The organism is Flavobacterium procerum, from assembly GCF_042431625.1.
GTDB lineage: Bacteria > Bacteroidota > Bacteroidia > Flavobacteriales > Flavobacteriaceae > Flavobacterium > Flavobacterium procerum.
The window spans coordinates 67,760-90,476 of record NZ_JBHLYW010000019.1 but is presented as its reverse complement, the minus strand read 5'-3'; the positions used below and the strand labels follow the sequence as shown (position 1 = coordinate 90,476).

Here is a 22,717-nt window from a genome sequence, read left to right as displayed (position 1 = left end):
ATTTACAAATTTGTTAATGTTTGCAGAGCGATTACAGCTTTATTGAAATTATTGACCGTATCTAGATATTCATTTTTGATCGTAATAGCCTGATTTACTACCAAGACCCATTGCAGATAATCGATATCTCCATTTCGCAGCTGACTGTTGGCGGCGTCAATAATTGTTTGCGCATTTGCCAATCCTTCACTTTCGTAATAACGAAGACTTTCGTTGTATTTTTGAACTTCTTGGGCTGCGTTTTTTGTCTGCGTCGAAACTTCGATTTTTATAGCTTCTGCTTGTGCCTCAAAGTTTTGATATTCAGCTTTGGCTGATTTATTTCTTGCAGACTGGCTTCCAAAAAATAAAGGAACACTAATTCCTGCTGTAATATAACTAAATCTATTTCCAGATCCATAATACACTTCCTGCCCAGTTGCATTGGTTTGAAAACCACTAATGCTCAAATTATTATAGCCTAAACTAAAATCTGGCATCAAACGGGCTTGTTCTGTTTTCCATCGCCATTTTGCAGCTTCGGCTTCTTGTTGCCATAATTTAGCTAAAGGAAGATTGTCTGTATTGCCCTTTTCTGAAAACTGCTCCATATTGATTTTTACATTATTTTTTATTGGAATATAAACTTTATCATCCTGCAACAAAGCATTAAAAGAACGCAATGCTATATCAACATCCAATTCCAACATATTTAACTGATTGGTATAAAATTGCCGAGCCGATTGCGAAGCGCTTTTCTCAAGAACATTCGTTTCTCCAGTTTTAAATCGCAATTGTGACTTTTCTTCCATCAATCGGTAAATGCTATCTGCATAATGAAGAAGTTCTCGTTTATTATCCAACCAAATCAATTCGTAAAACAATTTGCGCACCGCAGCTTTCACCTCTTGCTGCGTTAATTGGTTTTGCATTTTTGCCGCTTCACTACCTGCAATAAAAGCTTTTTTTTGTCTGGAATATACGGTTGGAAAGTTTATGGCCTGACTAATTCCAAAGCGTGTGTCTTTTAGTCGGCTGTTAAATTGTCCGTAATCGCCATCAATCTGGGTTTTGGGAATATCATAACCCGATTTGCTTAAAAAGTTTTTTGAGTCTTCATTATGTTTTGCCGCTTTGATACGATTATTATTCTTAAGTGCAATATCTATCGATTGCTGCAACGAAATCTTTTCTGATTGCTGTGCGTAAAGCCCATTAAAACCAATCAATAGAAATATAGCAATAACAGCAGTTGTGATGTTCTTTTTCTTCTTTTTCATTTTAAAAGGTTTAATACTGTAAGTCATCAGGTAAATAGCCGGGAGCACAAAAAGCGTAAGAAGCGTCGCAGTCACCAATCCGCCGATAACTACGGTGGCCAACGGACGTTGAACCTCAGCTCCTGCTCCGTTACTTAAAGCCATTGGCAAAAATCCCAAAGAAGCTACGGCAGCCGTCATCAAAACCGGACGAAGCCTATTTTTTGTTCCTGTAATGATAATATGAAAAGGATCGGTAATTTCTCCATCCTTTTGAATTCGGTTAAACTCAGATATCAATACAATTCCGTTTAATACCGCAACCCCAAAAAGCGCAATAAAACCAACTCCTGCCGAAATACTGAAAGGCATATCACGCATCCATAACGCAAAAACACCTCCAATTGCCGATAATGGAATTGCGGTAAAAATGATAATTCCTTCTTTAAAAGATTTGAAAGCAAAATACAATAGTCCGAAAATCATCAATAAGGCGGCTGGAACTGCAATACCAAGCCTGCTTTTTGCTTGTTGCAAATTTTCGAAAGAACCGCCATAAGTGATATAATAACCCGGATCTAGTTTTATCTGAGCTTTCACTTTTTGCTCTAATTCATTCACTATACTTTGAACATCTCGACCTCTAACATTAAATCCTACAATGATTCGACGTTTAGCATCTTCTCGCTGAATCTGATTTGGCCCTTCAATTTCCTGAACAGATGCAACCTGGTATAGCGGAATTTGTACTCCCGATGGCGTTGCAATCAACAAGTTTTTTACATTCTCAATTCCTTGTCTTCCACTGTTATCGACCCTTACAACAAGATCAAAACGTTTTTCTCCTTCGTAAATATTTCCTGCAACAGCTCCAGCAAAAGCGGCATTTACAGTTCGATTAACATCTTGTACATATAATCCGTATTTCGCCATTTCTGCCCAATTATAATCGATTACGATTTGAGGCATTCCGGTAACTTTCTCTACATATAAATCGGCTGTTCCTTGCACAGTCTGACTTATGGCTCCTAATTTTTCTGAATATTCGTCCAACTTTTGTAAATCTTCTCCAAATATTTTACAGACAACATCTTGTTTTGCTCCCGTCATCAATTCGTTAAAACGCATTTGAACCGGGAATTGAAAACCAGTCGTAACACCGGGAGCAACCTCTTGAACCGTTTTAGCCATTTTTTCGGCCAGTTCTGAGAAAGATTCTGCGCTTGTCCATTCTGATTTGTCCTTTAAAACTATAATCATATCCCCGCCTTCTATAGGCATTGGATCTGTCGGAATTTCAGCACTGCCTATTCGGGAAACTACTTTTTTAACCTCAGGATACTGTTTCTTTAATGCTTTCGAAATTTTGACAATCGTTTCTGTCGTAGTCGAAAGATTGGTTCCCAGAAGCAAACGGGTTTCTACTGCAAAATCGCCTTCTTCAAGTTGCGGAATAAATTCTCCTCCCATTAAACCAAATAAAAAAACCGCAAAACCAAACAGAGCAATTGCCGTAATTACAATACTTTTTTTAATTGCTAATGCTTTGGCAAGCGCTTTCTCGTACCAACCTTCTAATTTGAGCATTACTCGATCTGAAATAGTAAGCCTATGGCTGATTTTTTTACTGATGAATAAAGAACTGACCATCGGGACGTATGTGAGCGACAGAATAAATGCTCCCAAAATAGCAAAAGCGACAGTTTGTGCCATTGGTTTAAACATTTTTCCTTCTATCCCCTGAAGTGATAAAATCGGCAGGTAAACGATCAAAATAATAATCTGCCCAAAAACAGCTGCGTTCATCATTCTTGAAGCAGAACCTTGAACTTCCTTATCCATTTCCTCCTGAGAAATGTTATGAATCACTTGATATTTTTTAGAGGAATGCAGGTGATGCAGAATAGCTTCAACAATGATAACTGCTCCGTCTACAATAAGTCCGAAATCAAGTGCTCCAAGACTCATCAAATTGCCGCTTACCCCAAAAGTATTCATCATAATAATGGCAAAAAGCATGGCAAGCGGAATAACGGATGCTACAATAAGACCAGCCCTTAAATTTCCTAGAAAAAGAACCAAAACCAAAACGACAATCAATGCGCCTTCCAACAAATTGTGTTCGACTGTGCCAATTGCGTTATCAACCATTTTGGTACGATCTAAAAAAGGTTCTATTTTAAGTCCTTCAGGAAGAATTTTTTCAATCTCGGCGACTTTTGTCTTTACATTTTCAATAACATTGCTGGCATTTTCTCCTTTAAGCATCATAACGATTCCTCCCACAGATTCACCAATATCGTCTGTTGTTAAAGCACCATAACGTATAGCCGAAGACAATTTTACGTCTGCAACATTTTTAACCAAAACTGGCGTTCCTGCTTGAGTCGTCTTAATGACAATATTCTCTACATCTTCAATTTTCTTAGCAAGACCAACACTTCGTATATAAGATACGGTCGGGCCTTTTTCTATATAAGCGCCTCCTGTGTTTTGATTGCTTCTGCTCAATGCTGTGAATATATCACTGATTGTTAGATTCTGTGCTTTCAATCTCGCAGGATTTACAGCAACTTCATATTGTTTTAGTTTTCCTCCAAAGGTAGAAACATCAGCAATTCCTTTGGTTCCTAGCAACTGTCTGCGAACGGTCCAGTCTTGAATGGTACGCAAATCGGCTAGAGAATATTTATCTTCGTAGCCAGGTTGTGGTTTTAAGACATATTGGTAAATTTCTCCTAAACCTGTTGTAACAGGCGCCATTTCAGGCATATTGGCATTTTCGTCGATTTCGACTTTCTGTAGCCTTTCTGTAATCTGCTGACGCGCCCAGTACACATCTGTATCGTCATCAAAAACAATAGAAACAACAGACAAACCAAATCTTGAAATACTGCGACTTTCTTTGAGCTGCGGAATATTGCTTACCGCTTGTTCTATTGGAAAAGTAATAAGACGTTCGACATCTTCTGCTCCTAATGACGGAGCTGTTGTAATTATCTGCACCTGATTATTAGTGATGTCAGGTACGGCATCAATTGGCAAACGGCTCACTTCAAACACACCGTAGATAATCCACAGTAATGTAAAGATGCCAATCGCCAGTTTGTTTTTAACTGAAAATTGGATTATTTTATTTAACATATTTTCTTTTTGAGGAATAATAAAATGCAATGCTCACACGGTATAAAACTGCATGGCATCGTTACTTCCGATAAAAAGAATTATGAAATTGGAGGTCTAAAAAGACTTCCTAAATAAGGATTTGTATGAAGATTTGTTTTGTAATTATTTACAAATTCAGAATCTAATGGTATGAAAGATAGTGTTGAAGTATATACTCTATTAGGTATAAAAACGATATGTTGCGAATGTGGATCTACTTTTTTGAAAGGAAGTTGCATATCCCGGTCGTCGTCATTGTCATTAATGTCTTGTCCTAAATAATGCATAGCGATAAAATCTGTAAAATCGAGTCCGCCTGATCTTTCCTGATGTTCCATATAATGCTGTACAAGAACAGGCACTTTTGACAATTGCCCAAAAAAGCAATTATTAAAGTTGATCAAAAGGATTAATATGTACAGGCAAATTTTTCGCACAGCACAAAAATATTAACATTAAGCATTTGTCGCAAGACATATGTGTTAAATCTTTGAAAAGTCTATAAGCTGTATCTAAAATTGCTTTTTTGAATTGTAAAACCATTTAAACTCAAAAAAAAAAAAAGAAAGAGCCGTCAATAATTTGACGACTCAATCTTAAATGCAAACGTTATGTGTTTATTCTACAAGTTCAAAATCTCCCTGCTCAACATATTTTAAAGTAGCCTTATAATTGGTTCCTATAATTTGAGCGGCATTTTCACCATTAGTCAAGGTAATCGGATTGACCTGTGAGGTATTGATCGTAAAAGTCATTGTATATACCACTCCATTTACAGAATAATCTACTCTAAAAGGCCTATTAACATCGACAAAATTTGTTTCGACCTTTATTCCGTATTTTACATTAGGATTGATGCATTCATTTTCTGCTATTTTTGAACCATCAGCGTGAACAAAAGAAATGTTTTGGACATAAATTTCTGTTTCTTCATGTTCTGAACAACCTAAGAAAACGAACATGACTAAAATCAAAATGTAGTATTGCTTATTTTTCATTATTGTTGTTTTTGATTTATAACTATCTCTTTAGTAGTACCGCCTACACTAACATTATATTTTCCAGCTTCCAAATTGTTAAAAACTGTCTGGCCATTCTGTATGTTTTGAGTAAGAATTTTGACACCATCTTTTGTCAACTCAGTGGCTACTTCATTCTCATCGTATAAAACTTTGATTACACCACCAGCATAACATACTGCATCTTTTTTGTAAAATAATGCAGTACCTAATTTAACCGTAACCGTCCATTGTTTTAGGACGGATTGATCTTGAGAAAGAACCTGAAACTGCACCGGATTCGTAAAATCGATACTATTTGATCCTGAAATTTTATTTGATGTTCCGATAAACAATTTGGCTCCAGGACTTAAATCGAACAAAGCGTTTAAAGTCGAAACATTGATTCCTTTACCTGCATAAAGCGTTATCTGCGAGCCTTGAACAACTTTTGCTGTCTTCAAATCCTTAAGGCTAAAATCTGTAATTTCGGCTTCACTTTTTAAGGCAGGACTAGCAAAACTATACGACTGAAACAAATCTCCATAGTGCTTGTTGTTTTCAAATACCTTTGTCTTTTCTACATTTTTAACAACATTATTTGCCGAATCATAGATTCTGAAACTGACAACTTCATTATCTGTATTAGAAAAAACAGTCAAATAAACCATGTACTTTTTTTCTGTTTGTACATAAATTGGGCTGGCAATTCCGCGGCATTCTCCGTTTACAAAAGCAGCGAGCTTGTCTTTAGTATCCGTTAAATCTTTTCCATCAACATTGAGGAAACCTTCGAATGACATTGTATATTGAAATTTATTTTCATTTACTGACCAGTCTGGCGATTGGCCAAATACAGTATTGCTAAGTATAAAAAGCAATAGTGTTATATGGATATAATTTCTCATTTTTAATTGATTAGAAACTCCTAAAACAAACTTTGACAGCTGTTTTAGGAGCTCAATTATTGATTTTTAATTTTTGATCGCTTTAGTTCTCACCAGCTTCCCGTCAACTCCAGCCTCAACAATATAAACACCTTGTGCTATGTTTGGAGAAATTGAAATCACATTTCTACCGCTTTCAACGATAGTCTTTTGACTGAATACCAACTGACCATTTACGGAATAAAGCTGAATGTTTACTTCCTGCTTTTTAGCGGCATTCAATTCTATGTTCAAAATTGCACCAAAAGGGTTTGGATAAATGCTGTTTCCACCAACTGAAGAAACTTCTTCTAAAATAACCGGATCAGCAATGGTTCCTAACACTTCATTTCCTTTAAAAGTGAATGATTTTGAAGTCGTTTTTGTTGAAAAGCCGTCTCCCAGAGCAAATGAAAGATTTTCTGCATCATCTCCAAAAATGGTTATGAAACTCAATTCTTTTCCATTTATGATCTGATTTCTTGCTTTACCTTTCAAGACACCTTTTGAATCGTAGACAAACAATTCATCAAATCCTTGTGGCAGCAAAACAACAGCATTCATATTTTGTGAATACGTTGTAAACTCTGATGCGATTTCTTCCTGTGTATTATTTGAAGCCGATTTTCCGGTTTTGCTTTTCTCCAAATTATCAGGATATTTAAAAGTCTGCTGTTTACTTGACTTGATCATGTAACCTTTACCAGCTTCTAAGTATTTTAAAGTTCCGTTCCATCCGATGATTGGATCATAAATTGCAAACAGATTTTGAGATTTGACAACATCTCCATCTGCAGCATCAAAATACGCCAAAGCCTCATTTGTCGTTTGGTTAGATGCCAAAGGATAAGCAAGCCAGTTCCACTCTTCTTTTATTGGGAAACTCCATGTCGCAACATCCACATTTTTTCCTTTAATTTTTAAGGTCTGCTCTTCTGTTACATTTACTTTGTACATTTTAGTAGAAGAAAGTCCACCGTTTGCACTTATTGTACCAGACCATCCGCTGTTTGCAGGATTTGATTTGTCTTTAAAATAAGTATCCAGCAATGCAGGAGAATGACTTAAAATACGGTTAGAAGTTTCTAAATTTAGACCTTTCGTCAATGCATTCAAATCTGAGAAATTGGCATCGTTGGTATTTAAAGAAACCCAAGTCCATCCTTTGTTCAGTTTAATTTCTTGCTCTACTAAACCTGAATTGACAAAAATATAAGGCTTGCTTAAGGTTCCTAATACTTCATTATTCATAAAAACAATAGACTGATTAGACTCTATAGAAGCTTCTAGAATTTTGCCCTGAGATGCATCCCAGATTTTAAATTTCAGATTTTCGCCAGAATTTGCATTGCTGTAAACCGTTAAAAAGGCAAAATATTCCTTATAAGCTTCATTGTAAACCAATTTTACAGATCCTCTTACTTCTTCATTATAAAAAGCAGCAATTTTGTCATAAGAATCAGCAGACAGTACGCCGTCTACTTTTATTTTTCCGATGATATTCATACTGTAATCAAAACGTGTAGGATCAACATTCCAATTTGGTTCTGGAGCTAATACTCTTAATTTTACTTGTAGTTTTTGGTCGTAGCCAAAATCTGTCTGCAAGTATAAATTCTCTAGATACTCACCTACAGCCACATTTTCGTCAACTGTTGCCTTGATTGTGGTCTTACTGTTAGGATCTAAAGTGCCGCTTGTTTTACTTAAAGTTAACCAGCTTGGTGCATTGTTAATGCTATACGGTTGTTGTTTCCCGCCTTTGTTAGCTAATGTAATTTCAAAAGTTTTGGTTTCGCCGCTATTCTTTGTAAGATCTACAATTTCGTTGTATCCTTCGGCAAACCAGCTAACTTCATTACGATTCACATAAGCTGTCCAAGTAACTGGAGATTCCTGCATATTATTGGCACTGTCAAACATTCTGTGAACCGTAATATCTAAAATCTGTCCTTCTAATGACGCCCAATCTGTAATGACTGGTGCAATAATCATTTCGCCATCTTTAATAACATTTGTGGTTACAAATTTAACCAGCTGACGTTCTGGTTTTATAGCAGGAGCATCAGTTGAATACCTCACAGTTCCGCTGCTTAAAACGGCATTATTTACCACTACAGTCTGATTGGTGTCCGCATGATAATATCTAGGTCCGTTTGCTGTAACCGGATCTGGAACATTCATTCTAGAGTATAATAATAGACCAATACTTTCTACATCAACTTCATTATAACTGTCTCTTGTTATTTGCTCCACATTACGAAGTGTATTCCACAAACGAAATTCATCAATCTTCCCTGTAAAAACTCGATCGACTGTTTCTTTTCCAGCAAGATCTCTTGCACCTCTTGCTCCAAGCCAAATTTTATTTCCAGAGAAACCTCCAATAGCTGTCATCTGGTTTGAAGACACTAATTTAGCATCTACATAAGTTCTCAAAGATCCCACTCTATTGAACAATAAAGTTACCTGGTGCCATGCATTGTCTGAAAGTCCTTTTGTTGTTAAAACATAAGACTGTCCTTCACTTTTCAATAAAAGATTACCAGAAGTATTCATATCTACAGACCATTTATTAGATAATCCGTTGCTTTGAATCACATCTGAACCGTCACCTTTTCCGTTTGAGAAAATAGTAGCTTCTTGCGAAGTTCCTGTTTTGATCCAAAACTCCATAGTAGCGTCCATTTCTTTAGTTAGCTGAACAAAATTTACATTGTCCATAACCAGATATTGTCCGTTGTTAAAATCGTATGAAGTTCCTTTTGGTTTGATATCCCAGGAAGTATTTACGGTTGCATGTTTAAATCTTGCCAAATCTTTTGCTAAAGCATCTCTTCCTTCGTTCATTGGCCAATAGCCAGCCAGATTTGCTTCGTTGCCCATCATTTTAGAATACATTTTTGAGTAAGCATCTTCTCTGCTTACTGTTTTATTCCATAAACGAAGATCGTGCATATTTCCCACAAACGTATTTCCTCCAACTACCAAAGCGTTGTTGTTGGCAAATTGTGTATTGGCTTTACCGCCTTTCGAACCAATTTCAACATCATCTTCAAAAATTCTATAATCACCATTGCTGCTGTCGTAAGTAAAGGCATAATGATGAAATAAATTATCATTTTTCAAACCTCCTTGTACGGTAACATCACCTAATGTGAACGAAATATTTCCGTTATTTAAACCAATGTTTAAACCGCTATCTTGCGAAACAATAGAAGCGCTTGACGCCTTAGTTTCGTTATTCAACCAGAATTCAAGACTTAAGTTTCCAGAACTGATTCTAGGGTTATTGATTACTGCTGTATTATTGCTGCCTTCAAAACGCAGACTCACATTATGATCGATCTTTAACTGATTGGTCTGCCCTTTAATTTCGATTGTACTAACTGCAGAATTGTAGAAAATATTTTCGTTAAAGCTTATCTTCAAATCTTCGCCCGCACTTAAAATCCCGTTTGTCGGAAGAGGCGTGCCAAATAACTGAGGCGCACTTAGATCAACCAATCCTGTAATAACTTCAGAGATGAATTCTGTATCATTCGTACAAGTGCTTCTAGCTCTAATTTGATAAGTTCCGTTTGCTAACTTTAGACCAGCAATATCAAAATTGTAAGCCAAACTTGCTGCAGCGCCAATAGATGAAATCTGAGTTTCATTATTTCTCACAGCCTCATCATAAAATTCAGTCGTACCGTAATAGGTATGCAAACGAATCCAGTTTGGACTTGTAGCTAACTTATACTCCAAATCTATTTTCTTGAAACTTTTAAACTTGGTGTTGTATCCATTCAAGTTTATTGCCAACGGTTTAGTTGTTCCATCAGTATTAAAAGCTTTTTCTCTGTTATACACCCAGTTGTTCAAAGGTGCGTTTACCGTTACGCTTGAACATGACGGAACGAAACTAGCCGAAACTAATACTTCTGAGCTCACATCTGAACCGTCGCATAATGACTGTAATCGTACTTTTATATCCTTGTAATCATAAATATCTGAAATAGATTTACCTAATGTCAATTTATAAATGACTTCTCTTCCATAAGGCACGTGAACAATGGTTCCATTTGGCTCAATATTAATAATTGCATTATTTGGATTAGTTGTATTGTCTACGACTAATAAGAAATCGGCATCAGAACCTGATACACTATTGTTTTGAAGTTTTAATTCAAACTCAGCGTTTTTAGTTTCTACAACATTCGCAACATCATTATCTGTTACTGCAAGCACAGGAACTTCTACTTTTTGAGTAGCAAAACTTAATTTTTCACGTTTATCTTCAGGCAATTCATTAATTACAGTTGCCGTATTGCTATACTGGCTTTTGTTATAGAAATGAGTTTGTTCTGCATCTTCATACGGACAAGAAGTTCTTCCTCCCTGGGTAATAAAAATTGGACCGTTACCGTCAAAAGAGTTGACAACATCTACACTTAAAAAGTTGGCTTTGTCATTATCCTTGAAAGTATAACTGATGTTAGTCGTTGTTGCTTTTTCTTTAGATAATGATGAATTGATATCTTGTTGAAAGAATGCTTTTGTATTAGCTTCCATTCCTACTTTATTTACTTCAAAACCTATTATTGCAGCGACCGACTGATCAATAACCAAATTGTATGAAGTAGTAGTTGCAGCTACCACACTTGTCTCTACACTGCGAGAATAAGATCCTAAACCAGCATCAAAAGAAACGTTTTTCTCAAATTCTGATCCAAGCATATTTTTAATCTCATTTGACTGCGTAAGCTGATTGGTCAATCTTGATTTTGCGGCAGGATCGCTAGTACCGTCATAAACTCCCTTTACTTGATTGTTAAAGTTTGTGACTACAGCTGTTAAGCCCGTTTTATAAGCAGCACGATCATTTTTTGCTGCATATTTTACTTTTTCGTTATCTAAAATTACTTTTCGCCATAATCTAATCTTCTCTTCGTATTCTTCTCGCTTTTGCTTATTCGCTGCAGAGTTAGGATCTGGTCCATTCAAATTGTTGGTAATAAACAATTCATACTCTGGAATCAAAGTCGTCAAAATGTGTTTTTGCGAATAGATAAAGAATGTTTCAGTCGGTTTATCTACAAAACTAAGCGCCTTTTGCTTGCTGATATAAACTGGAGCATTTGACGTACCCAAATTGATATATTCGCTTGCATCCAAAGGCATAGAGCGACCATTTACAAACTTTTGAGGTATTGTTTTAGAGGTTTCAATATTATCGTACGAACCGTAAAATATGTTTTTTGAGTTTCCGATATATAAATCTCCATCTGAACCTACATAGTCAGAAGCATCGCTGGTTGAAATCGCTTTACTAAAAGTGTACGTACTTGTTACTGTCTTACCATCTTGAGAAGTATTAGACAGCGACATTCCCGTAACTGCTGAGTTTTGTTGTTCTATTGTTACTTTTGGTGTAGGTACTAAACCTCCTTGAAGCTCAAAATACATTCCTCCTGCAATCGTAAGTTCTTCTTCTACTCCTTCTTGATGTGCAAAAGAAGATTCAGATGTAAACGAAATACTTTCACCTGATTCAATCGAAGCAAAACTATTAGAACCCGGCGGGTCTCTTAAAATAATAGCAGGAACATCTGGCGCTGCAGTTACAAAAGTCTGGCTTCCGTCTGCTTTTCCACCTAAAATGATTCCAGTATCATTAAAATTCTCAACTGGGTAATCTACTTCGTTTAAACGGTATTTTAAAGTACTTTTTATTTCAAATGGAGGTGTTATAGATGGAATACCACCTTTAAATGAATATGTCAAAGTACTTCCGTCTGCTGTGATTGTTTCTGAATCTGGCAAAGCGATGTTGTTTGTTTTTACCAATTCACCATCTGTTACAGGAACTTTTACTTCTACAGCAGTTCCCGAATCATTATTGCTATAACGTTCAAAACGATTCATCACAATTTTGTACGCCATAAATTGCGTATAAATTGGTTTTGCAAAGTTTTCTGTAGATACTTTTGTTCCGGCAACATCGATAGTTTTATCAGAAGTCTGCTCGATAACCTGCAATACCGGAGTTGATCGATACGTAAAACTTTTTTCGTAATGATACGGCGTTCCAGACAAGGTTTTTTCTACATTGTTTTCTTTATACTTAAATTCAGGAGTTTTAGTGACCGGAATTTCAGAAAAATCAAATGTTTCAGTAGTTCCTGCTTTTAATAAAGGAATCCCTGAATTGGTTTCAATAACCAAATCATTTGCTTCTAGATTATATTTTAAAGGCATTACCGCAACTCTGTATTCTCCCGATTCTTTATTGGTAGTATAAGTAAATCTTGTATAAGGTGTAACACTAGCGCCAACTGGTGCATAACCTAATGTAAAATTAGCTTGACCAATGTTGTTTTTAGAACTTACTTCAAGATTTTTTGTAATTCCAGAATCAACAATAGTTTTGGTTACAACACCATCGCCTCCAAAACCAATTGTTTTTTCAGCTTCTACAGAACCTCCTACAACTTTACCTACAACAGTAACTTTGGTATTGTCTACAAAATAAACAGGCTCATTAGAATCTTCAAAAAACTCTTTAAATTCACTTGTAGCTGCTGGAAAACGTCCATTATAAACAAATTGGTGTCCGTCTTTTTTGATGGTTATATAGTGTTTTCCAATAGGAACACTAACATCAAAATAACCATTATCGTCTGTAACTACAGGGATGTTATTGGCATCTAGAACAATATTTCCGTCGATGTAGACATTCGCTCCGACGGTATAAATTGAAGCATAACGATCTAAATAATCGTCTGATTTATCTGTAGGAGTTCGATTGTCATTTTTCCTATATTTAGCTTTAGGAAACTTTTCTCCCTTAATTTCGTAATAGTTATAGCCTTCGTCAAGAATATTAGCACCTCCCGCAATCGTATTTTCTGCTTTCCGACCATCCACTTCCGCATAAGATTTAAAAACGAGGTGAGTATCATAAGCTACAACACCTTTGAAACTAAACGAAGATTGATCGACAAAATCAATTTTATTAACTACCTCAGAACCCAGTCCTAAATAAACCAATTGCTGGTTCGGCTCAAATTTATGTTGACCGTACATTGGAGTAATGTTATAAGATTCTCCTGAACCCGAATACTGAATCGCGCTGATTTGATAATTTCCTTTAGCATCAGTTACTCCTAAAACTCCTAATTGAGAGGTTGTCGGGTAATTATCGGCTTCTGTAGCCCATAAAACTTTTTTGTCTACTGCTGTATTGGCATCCCAAAGTTTACCGTGATTTTCATTATAAGTAAAACCACTTCGAGACAAATCGTAAGCAAAACTTCCTGCTTTTTCATTGGCTCTTAGGTAAGTGACAAGTCTAGAATCGTTTCCGCTTATAAATCTCGAATAATCTGTTCTAATGACAGACGATTCTAATGCCGCTTTCCAAATTCTGATTTCGTCGATGTAACTTGATTTTCCTCCACCCACTTTAGCATTGTCCCAAGTCACACCAGAAAGACTTACAGTACCGGTTGGAATTACAGCACTAAAATAAGGAGCAGTATAAGAGGCATCAACACCTTTTAATTTACTGTCGGCTTCAGTTGCATATGCTTGTGTAATCTGCCTTCCATTAATGTATAATAATGGAACTTGATTATCATTAATTACAACAGAAAAGTGAACGAATGATTTATTGAATTCTGAAACAGGTATCAGTAAATCATTTCCTCTTGAGTTTAAATTACCCGAAGGAAAATAATTGTTTAATCTATAGGTATTATTGCCAATAGTAACATCGAGTGATTTAGCAACTGGATTTAATTTTACAGTAACATCAAGATTAGCTGTACTTTTCGAACTCGAAAGGTTAAACAATCGAATCGCTTTATCTGAATCACTTGTATAAGCACCATTTGGTTTTAGCCAAGCCTCAAAAGTAGCAGCAGTTGAAATAGTTGTGCTTAATCCTCTTAGGTCTACAAAACCAGATTCAGGAATATTCAAGCTGCTTCCTTTAACAGCACCGCTGCCATTTGGAGTTGCCGTAACTACCACATCTTTAACAGGGTTTCCGCCTTTGTAGCTAATATTACCAGTTACAACTGCTGTAGGATTTCTGTATCCAATGCCCGTAATATAGGTGCTGTAAAGTTGAGGAATGTCACTAATTCCTTGCGCTTCTACTTTATATTCGTACAAAACACCTCCTTCTACATATTTATCTTCATATACCGTTTCGGTAGAAGGAAGACCTACTACTAAATTATAAGGAAGATTTCCCGCCTCAGTATAAACCCTTCTATAGATTTTGATGTTTTTTACCAAATTTTGATTGGCTCTTAAATTCCAAGAAATCAAAACCTTATCTCCATAAAAACCTTTTGAAACATTAAAAGATTCTTCTGCAAATGTTTGGTATAGATACAAAATACTCCATGGAAAACGTATATAAACAGAATCTGTAGCTTTTCGTGCTTCAGCTTTTTGTCCCAAAAAAGGAAGTCCAACCTGTATGTTGAAGCCATTTTTTTGAATAGCCTGCGAAACGGGTACTACTTTAGCTCCAGTGTTATTTTGAGCATAGAGTCCCATTCCCAGAACAAACATTCCGAGAACTGCAATTATTTTCTTCATAATTACAGCTTTATAATTTGATGATATAGTTTACACCATAGTTAACAGGACGAGTCTCGTTTCCTCCTGTAGAAGCTGTTTCTCCTGAAATTATATGAGTGTGACTACCTGCATTTAACAATGGTTTTACAGTACCAAGATCTGGCTGAATTCCTTCATTATCATAATCTTTTGCACTAAGTGTATTATCTCTAGTAATACTTAAAAGTTTATCATAATTTCCATCACCATGGTTATGATCACCAGCTGTTTGGGTAGTTAATGTACCTTTTCCATGCAAGTGGCTCTTCAGCTCTTCATTTTGTGTTGTTTTTAAAGCTGGCCCAGCCTGATTATTCAGAGAATTTGTGCCAGTACCTCTTAAAAACATACCCTGTAGGTTTGGTGCGTTATTACTACCAAGCAATGCAATCAAAGCTGTAGCAGTTGAAGGAAGAGCCGCTCCGTTGCAAAGTACCCATCCATCTGGAGCAACAGTTCCAATAAATGGCATAATTGAACCTGTCGGAACACCATTGTTAGCAGCAATAGCGTATGGTACGTGATGTAGTTTTTCATTAGAAATAACATCAGAGCCTTTTTCTATTTTTAGGTAAACAGCATTATTCGCAAATAAACTGTTGCTTACTGATGTTGGGTCTATTACGTCAGAAAAAACACCAAATGCATCTGTTTTTAAAACTTTAGCTGTCGTATAAACAGTCACCGGGTTGCTTGAACTATTTAAGTAATAAAGCGTGTAGGTTAAAGTAATATCCTGATTAACTATAGCCGTGTTGTTACCATCTCTGGCGATACCCTGCACGGCTATTCCCGATTGAGAAGCTGAGCTTTGGGCATAATTTGAAATTGATGCACAAAAAAGACATAACATTAAGAGTAATTTTGTTTTCATAGATATCATTTAAATAATTAATAATTCAGAGTAATCAAGATCTTTCGCATCTTGTAGCAAACGCCGAAATTATTTCAAAAAAAATGATTAACTAAATAATAAGGAGGGACAAAACGAGGACAAATTAGAGATTCTAAAAAACCAAAAACTTAATTTTCAAAAACTTAAGCAGCACATTTTTTTATCGGTATTTATTAAACATTGCAAAACTGAAATTTAAAAGTTCCAAGAGCCCGAAATTCGACAACAATCCATTTAATTTTATTTATTAGAAATATCGTACAAGAAAAATAAATCCTGTTTTTTTCGAATTCCTTTTAAATCCCTCATCATATAAGAAAAATTTTATATTTAAACCTCCAAATCTCCAGTCTAAAAATAATTTAGTTATATGTTAAAACTTTTTTTAACAAAACATATATTTTTTATAGTTTAGCAGCCTCTAAAAGCCCCAAATTCAAATGATTTCCTGCGCAAAAAAAATTAGATTCTTTTTTGTTTTATCTGCCGTTGTTTTTTTTGTAGAATTGCGCGCTCAAAAATCATCAATCTCTTCTGTTGATTCACTTAAGGATATCGAAACTATTATCAGTAAAGAAAATAATAGCAAAAAAGATACGATTGAACTCAAAAAACGTTTGTCTTTTTTAAAAAAATCTTCTTCCAAAAAATCACAAATTTTATACAATGCGTTGCTGGCAAACGGCTACTCTGCATTCTTCGACAAGATAAATAGCCGAAGCGAGCAATATTATCTAAAATCTATTGAAGAGGCCAAAAAGCTAAACGATTCTGCCTTTATTATCTGGACTCAACTAAATTATTCCAAATATTTATATTTCTATTGCCAGATTGATAGACTGATACCCATTGTTCTCAAAACAATGGATGAAAGCAACCTGGTTGATCCTTCGGAAATGATTTTCCCTCACGAAACTTTTAAATTCTTCGGATGGATCATGTCTACGGTAGAAGACGATTCTGCTATTAGCTATTACAAAAAATCCATGCAGTATATGCAAAAAAGCTCTTCGGAATCTGCGGGTGTTTTAAATGCAATCGGCAACTGTTATTTCAGAAATAAGGATTTGTCAAATGCGCTTCATTATTTTGATCAATCTGAAGACATTGCATTACAAGTAGGCGACAGCGTGAGATATGCCAAAATATTAGGCGATAAAGCGCTCGTTTATGAAGAAAAAGGAAATCTAAACGATGCTATCCGCTTTTTAAAACAAGATATTCAGTATTCACAAAAATTTAAAATTGAGAAGAATGAAATGTATGCCTCTATTTTATTGGCTCGAATTCTTTTAAAATTAAAAGACACTTCTACAACTGAAAAGATACTAGAAAGAGCTGGAGAAATTGCAAGTTCTAAATCGTATTACAGAAGTTCATTAAAAGAGGTAATCGAATTAAAACTTAGCATTTTAAACGGCAAAAATCTTTCAAAAGAATTATTATTGAGACGTCAGCTTAAGCAAATTGAGGAATATCTGCTCAATACAAATGGTAATACTGTATTGCAAAGGTCTCATTGGCTTATCCAGAAAGAGAAATATGAAAATGATACCGAAAAAATTCGGTTACAATTGGAAGAAGGAGAAAGAACTAAGAAAATCTATATTATAATAGTAATCTTAACTCTTTCCTTAAGTTTTGTTCTCTACTATTCTTTAAATAAAAAATTAAAGGAAAAAAGATTAAAACTACAAAATGACAGGCTGCTTTTTGAACAAAAGCTTAACGATGCCAGCACCGATATAAGTACTTATGCCGAATATCTGAAAAACAAAAACAAGCAGATTTCTATTTTAGAAAATGAGCTTGAAGAAATCAAGAGCTCTACTTCGATACAATCTGAAGAAGAAAAAGTAAAACTTCAGGAAGTATTGAGCTCTCACTTGATGACCGATGAAAATTGGAATGCCTTTAAAAGAGAATTCATAAAACAACATGGTGATTTTTACAATACCATAATGGAAAATTTTCCAGAATTAAAAGAGTCGAATCTTAAAATAATAATGCTTCAAAAGTTAAATCTTAATAATTACGAAATATCTAGCTTATTGGGTGTTACAACCGATGCTATCAAAAAAAGCAAACAAAGGTTAAAGAAAAAATTAGGAGAAAGATATGATTTGTTATTCGAAATCATAGATAAATAATTCTTAGTCTACGAATGCTTTACCAGAAGAAGCTGTCAGTCAGCAAAAAGCTGTAAAATTCAAATTATATTATGTAACGATTCTAGCGCAGTTTTAACGTAAGTTTGGCTTATCGTTACTTAAAATACAACCATGAAATCTTTTTTTATACTTCTGATATTGATCTTTTCTTTTTCCTGCCAGCAAAAGAAAATGGAGACTTCTGATGTACACACAGATTCGAATCCTGTAAAGGAAATAAAGAAAGAAAACCTTCAGATAAACGATACTCTATTTTTAAAATATAAAAATAAAAACAATCAATTTACAGCCGAAGGTTCTATTGATTCCATTCATTCAAGAATATACGTCAAGTTTTCTAATGAATATCCTAGCCAATTGATTGGAAAAATTATCACACCTGAAGAGAAAGCCAATATTCGTTTTAATCAGATTATTTTTCCCGATAAAACTTCAGATGATCCATTTGAATCGGATCTTAAAATAGACATCAAGCAAAAAGGCTTTTATATTTTAGTTATCGGACATTCGCAAATGGCGGAAAATCCATATTGGGGAAAATTCGAAGTACAACTTCAGAATATAAACATCAATTAAACTGTAACTTAAATTATTAATTTAAAATGAATGATTTAATACTTCAATTCGAATCCGAACTAAAGGCTTTTATTGAATTTAGCTATAACGCTTCTGGTGAACAGGACACTGCAAAAAGATTTAACGAAACCGAAAAAGCTGTTTTTGAATTTGTAGACAATTATCTGCTAAACACTCCAGATTTAATTGCAGGCGATATTGAACGTTCTACTCACACTATTTTGAACGAATTTATAGATTCGAAAATCAGATAAACTTCTCTTGTACTTTTTTCGGCGAATGGAAATTGTGTAACCTTGAGGGCGAATCTTGTAAAATACAACTATTCTTAATTAACAATTTTGAAGAAATTTTTTACATCACGACAAAATGAAAAGAATTGCACCGTTTTTATATCTCCTATTTCCGATTCTGTGCTTTTCACAGGAAGAAATTAACGACCCAAAAGTTACGTTTGCTATTGAGACTTATGCATTTCTTAAAGGGCAAAATACGGCTCTTCAGAAAGTTGCTGTGCAGTTTCCGCAATTACAGCCCCATGTTACAGCTATAGAAAAAAATCTCAAAACTGTTTTTGGGCAAGCCGAAAATAATATTACGCAGTTCTTAAAACAAGAACTTAGCAGCAATGAGTTAGATTCGCTGCACAATCGTATCGACTCTCTTTTACAGCTGCAATTTTTACATCCGATCGAGAAAGAAAAATATGCACACGATTTTCTTTTAAAAGTAAAGGAAAGATCCAATTACATCAATAATGAATCGGTATCAAAAGGAATTTTATCGTTCAAATATCATGACGCCCCGCATCAGGAAATTACTGACGGTCATGTAGATTTTTTTTCTACTAAAAACCATCCTAAAGCAGAGGAGATTTCTTTAAAAATCCCAATCCCAAAAAGCTGGCTTGCCGAAGAAGCTGAAATGCCCGAAACAATTCAGCAATTTACAAGCTATTTTGGTAATGGAAATGAAAAAATACTCATTGTAGTGTATGATTTGCCTAAAGAACTGCACAACATTAAGCTGACAGAAAAATCAATTTCATCTTTGTTTCCTCCAGAAACGAATGTAATTCGTACTGAAGCCATGACAATTGATGACATGCCTGCCTTTATGATAGAAGTTGAGGAGTCATTAACTTATCAAAATGAAAATATGAAAATTAGAATGCTGCAATTTATGCTCGTTCAAGATCAAAAATTGTATTGTCTCCAAGGAAGTATCGGTCCAGCCGAACCAGATGAGGATCTCGAATTTCAATTAAAAAAATACGAACCTCTTTTCCGTTTAATTGCCTCTAGAGCTGAACTTAAAAATTAAAAAAGCTTCTCAAAAATATTTAAAACCTTAAAAAAACTTACTAATTCTTTCAGGGGTCATCTTATTTTAATAACTTGAGGTATAAATCAATTATTATGTCTGTTTTGAGAACTATACTACTTTTAACTATATTACTGCTGATGTCCTGCGGTCGAAAAGAAAAGGACTTAGAAGCCCGAGAAAAACAGCTTCTTTTTAGGGAAAAAGAATTTTCGGCAAAAGAAGAAGACTATAAAAACCTGCTTAAATTTCGCGACAGCGTACTGTTGGAAGATTCAATAAAATCTGACACTTCTTATTCAAGAGTCTGGCCAGACAGTCTGAAAGGAAGCTGGAACGGAAGATTGATTTGCAGAGAATCTTCTTGCAGCACCTATGTAATTGGCGACCAGCGCACCGAAAAATGGATTTTTGAAAATGACAGTCTTGGTGCTCTAGTAAAAATTCTGGACAACAACCAGTTGAAACGAATTTTGCGAGCCGACTATATTTCTGACAAGGCAGAGTTGAGCTTTATAGCAGACAGCCTGAATTCTGGAAACGTTAAAATCAATGCTGTTTTGGATAATTTCAATAAGAAAGTAATTAAAGGCACACAAACCATCACAGGTCGAGACGGCTGTCTTGTAAAATTTTCAATCGAACTTTCTTCTGCTCCAAAAAAATAAACCATGTTTCTAAGCATACAACATATTACGTTTCCTCTTGAAGACCCTTTGTTAAAGTTTCTTCTTGAACTTATCATCATTCTCTGCATACCGCTTTTACTCAATAAAATAAAAGTGCCGCATCTTTTGGGACTCTTAATTGCAGGCGCGGTAGTTGGGCCAAATGGCTTTAATATTTTATCACGAGACAGCAGTATTGTAGTAACGGGAACTACAGGATTGCTTTATATTATGTTCCTGGCAGGGCTAGAAATTAATATGAGTGACTTTAAAAAGAATAAATGGAAAAGCATTACTTTTTCGATATACACTTTTGCAGTTCCGTTTATTTTAGGTCTTGTGGGCGGTTATTATATTCTAGGATTCAGCATTCTGAGCTCGGTGCTTTTTGCGAGTCTTTTTTCATCGCATACCCTTATCGTCTACCCGATGATAAGTTCGCTCGGTATATCGCGTAATCTGGCTGTAAATATAACGGTTGGAGGAACCATGATTACCGATGTGCTTTCTCTGCTCGTTTTGGCAGTAGTTGTGGGTATGTCGCAGGGAGAAGTAGGAACAGCTTTTTGGGTAAAACTTTCTGTGTCAATGATTCTTTTCGTTTTGATTGTTTTGATTGTTTTTCCAATTATAGGACGATGGTTTTTTAAAAATGTGCAAGACAAAATTTCGCAATACATTTTTGTACTGGTAATGATTTATATGGCTTCTTTACTTGCAGAACTTGCCGGAGTCGAAGCTATTATTGGCGCTTTTTTTGCTGGTTTGGCACTCAATAAACTGATTCCGCATACCTCTTCTCTGATGAACAGGGTTGAATTTGTTGGTAATGCCATTTTTATACCTTTCTTTCTGATTAGCGTTGGAATGCTGATTGATTTTAAGGCATTCTTTAAAAGCTATGAAACACTCGGCGTTGCTTCTATCATGCTGATTGCTTCTATTGGCGGTAAATATCTGGCAGCAATTGCTACTCAAAAAACTTTTAAATTTACGAAAGAAGAAGGTCGAATAATATTTGGAATGAGCGCGGCGTCTGCAGCCGCAACGCTTGCTTCTGTCATGGTGGGATACAATATAATCCTTAGCGAAAATGAAGCTGGAGAACCTGTCCGATTATTGAATGAACACGTGCTTAACGGCAGTATATTACTGATTCTGATTTCGTGTACCATCTCTTCGTTTATATCGATGGCTTCTGCTCAAAAAATAGCAGAAAAAGAAAAAGAAAATACCGTATCTGGAGAAAGCGAAGAAAACAATCGCATCCTATTGACACTGAGCAATGAAAATACGGTCGAGAAAATGGTCAATCTCGGACTTCTTATCAAAACTAAAACCAGCGGATCTGATATTGCAGCGGTTAACGTCATTAATGAAGAAATAAATGAATCTTCTTCTAAAAATGCAGAAATGCTCTTGGATTCTGCCGTAAAAATGGGAGCCGCCGCAGACAGCAAAATCATACCGATTATAAGACATGATAATGATGTGGTAAAAGGAATTAGCAATGTTATTAAAGAACAAAACATCTCAGATCTTGTTATTGGATTGGAAAATGAAAAAGGCTTTTCTCCTTCTTTTATCTACAACCTTCATAAGGGTTATCTGCAAAATAAAAAGAGCAATGTAATCATTTATCATGCGGCACAACCAATCGCTACTGTAAAAAGCTATACAGTCCTTATTCCTTCTGATGCCGAAAAAGAACCTGGTTTTTTCCATTCATTGCTCAGAGTATGGAATATCAGTAAAAATTCAGGCGCAGAAATGTTTTTCTATGCAACTGCAAATACCATAAAGATTTTGGAACGCATTGTCAAAAAAGACCCTATTGAAGCGCATTTCAATGTTATTAATTCATGGCGAGAAGCAGAACAAGCCGCAATGTCTATCAGCAGTAACGAGGGACTCGTTATCTTAATGGCAGACAGAGGAATGAAATCTTATTTTAATCAAATGAGAGAAGTTCCGGAATTGCTTAATGCTAATTTCAGCTCCAATAATTATCTGTTGATTTATCCTTACACCGCGGTAAATGAAACCGAAATAGAAAAACGTTCAGTAAGCAATCATGATGATTTTGTTGAAATTGGAAAAATTATCAGCAAAGTTTTTAAATGATTTTAAAACATTCA

At 35.3% G+C, this 22,717-nt stretch carries 12 protein-coding genes; 6 read left to right on the top strand and 6 right to left on the bottom strand.

Going from position 1 to position 22,717, the window contains the following annotated elements; all coding sequences use genetic code 11:
* Positions 1–2: 2 nt before the first annotated feature.
* The 6 genes from ACFFLS_RS19370 to ACFFLS_RS19345 form a co-directional block, all read right to left on the bottom strand.
* Positions 3–4,382, bottom strand: coding sequence for a CusA/CzcA family heavy metal efflux RND transporter (locus tag ACFFLS_RS19370; RefSeq protein ID WP_379682470.1), 4,380 nt, complete (start codon positions 4,380–4,382; stop codon positions 3–5).
* Between the two features lie 80 nt (positions 4,383–4,462).
* Entirely contained in the window at positions 4,463–4,765 is a 303-nt protein-coding gene (locus ACFFLS_RS19365; protein WP_379682471.1) for a hypothetical protein, read from the bottom strand.
* A gap of 255 nt (positions 4,766–5,020) precedes the next feature.
* Positions 5,021–5,401, bottom strand: coding sequence for a hypothetical protein (locus ACFFLS_RS19360; RefSeq protein WP_379682472.1), 381 nt, complete (start codon positions 5,399–5,401; stop codon positions 5,021–5,023).
* Complete coding sequence (locus ACFFLS_RS19355) at positions 5,401–6,309, bottom strand: SGBP N-terminal domain-containing protein (RefSeq protein WP_379682473.1); 909 nt, start codon at positions 6,307–6,309, stop codon at positions 5,401–5,403. Before ACFFLS_RS19355 ends, ACFFLS_RS19360 begins: the two co-directional genes overlap by 1 nt.
* Before the next feature lie 66 nt (positions 6,310–6,375).
* Positions 6,376–14,925 (bottom strand): T9SS type A sorting domain-containing protein, encoded by an 8,550-nt coding sequence (locus ACFFLS_RS19350; RefSeq protein ID WP_379682474.1) that lies wholly within the window; start codon positions 14,923–14,925, stop codon positions 6,376–6,378.
* Between the two features lie 10 nt (positions 14,926–14,935).
* Positions 14,936–15,799 (bottom strand): tail fiber protein, encoded by an 864-nt coding sequence (locus ACFFLS_RS19345; protein ID WP_379682475.1) that lies wholly within the window; start codon positions 15,797–15,799, stop codon positions 14,936–14,938.
* Between the two features lie 482 nt (positions 15,800–16,281).
* On the opposite strand from ACFFLS_RS19345, the gene ACFFLS_RS19340 reads away from it, so the two are divergent.
* The 6 genes from ACFFLS_RS19340 to ACFFLS_RS19315 all read left to right on the top strand — a co-directional run bounded on the left by ACFFLS_RS19340 (position 16,282) and on the right by ACFFLS_RS19315 (position 22,703).
* Positions 16,282–17,991 (top strand): tetratricopeptide repeat protein, encoded by a 1,710-nt coding sequence (locus tag ACFFLS_RS19340; protein WP_379682476.1) that lies wholly within the window; start codon positions 16,282–16,284, stop codon positions 17,989–17,991.
* A 132-nt stretch (positions 17,992–18,123) separates the two neighbouring features.
* Positions 18,124–18,588 carry a hypothetical protein gene (locus ACFFLS_RS19335; RefSeq protein ID WP_379682477.1) on the top strand — a complete coding sequence of 155 codons (465 nt, stop codon included), beginning with the start codon at positions 18,124–18,126 and terminating at the stop codon, positions 18,586–18,588.
* 26 nt (positions 18,589–18,614) lie between these two features.
* On the top strand, positions 18,615–18,842 hold the full coding sequence (locus ACFFLS_RS19330) for a hypothetical protein (protein ID WP_379682478.1): 228 nt from the start codon (positions 18,615–18,617) through the stop codon (positions 18,840–18,842).
* A gap of 115 nt (positions 18,843–18,957) precedes the next feature.
* Complete coding sequence (locus ACFFLS_RS19325) at positions 18,958–19,911, top strand: hypothetical protein (protein ID WP_379682479.1); 954 nt, start codon at positions 18,958–18,960, stop codon at positions 19,909–19,911.
* A gap of 95 nt (positions 19,912–20,006) precedes the next feature.
* On the top strand, positions 20,007–20,579 hold the full coding sequence (locus ACFFLS_RS19320; protein ID WP_379682480.1) for a hypothetical protein: 573 nt from the start codon (positions 20,007–20,009) through the stop codon (positions 20,577–20,579).
* Positions 20,580–20,582: 3 nt separating this feature from the next.
* Positions 20,583–22,703 (top strand): cation:proton antiporter, encoded by a 2,121-nt coding sequence (locus tag ACFFLS_RS19315; protein WP_379682481.1) that lies wholly within the window; start codon positions 20,583–20,585, stop codon positions 22,701–22,703.
* The last annotated feature ends 14 nt before the right edge of the window (positions 22,704–22,717 follow it).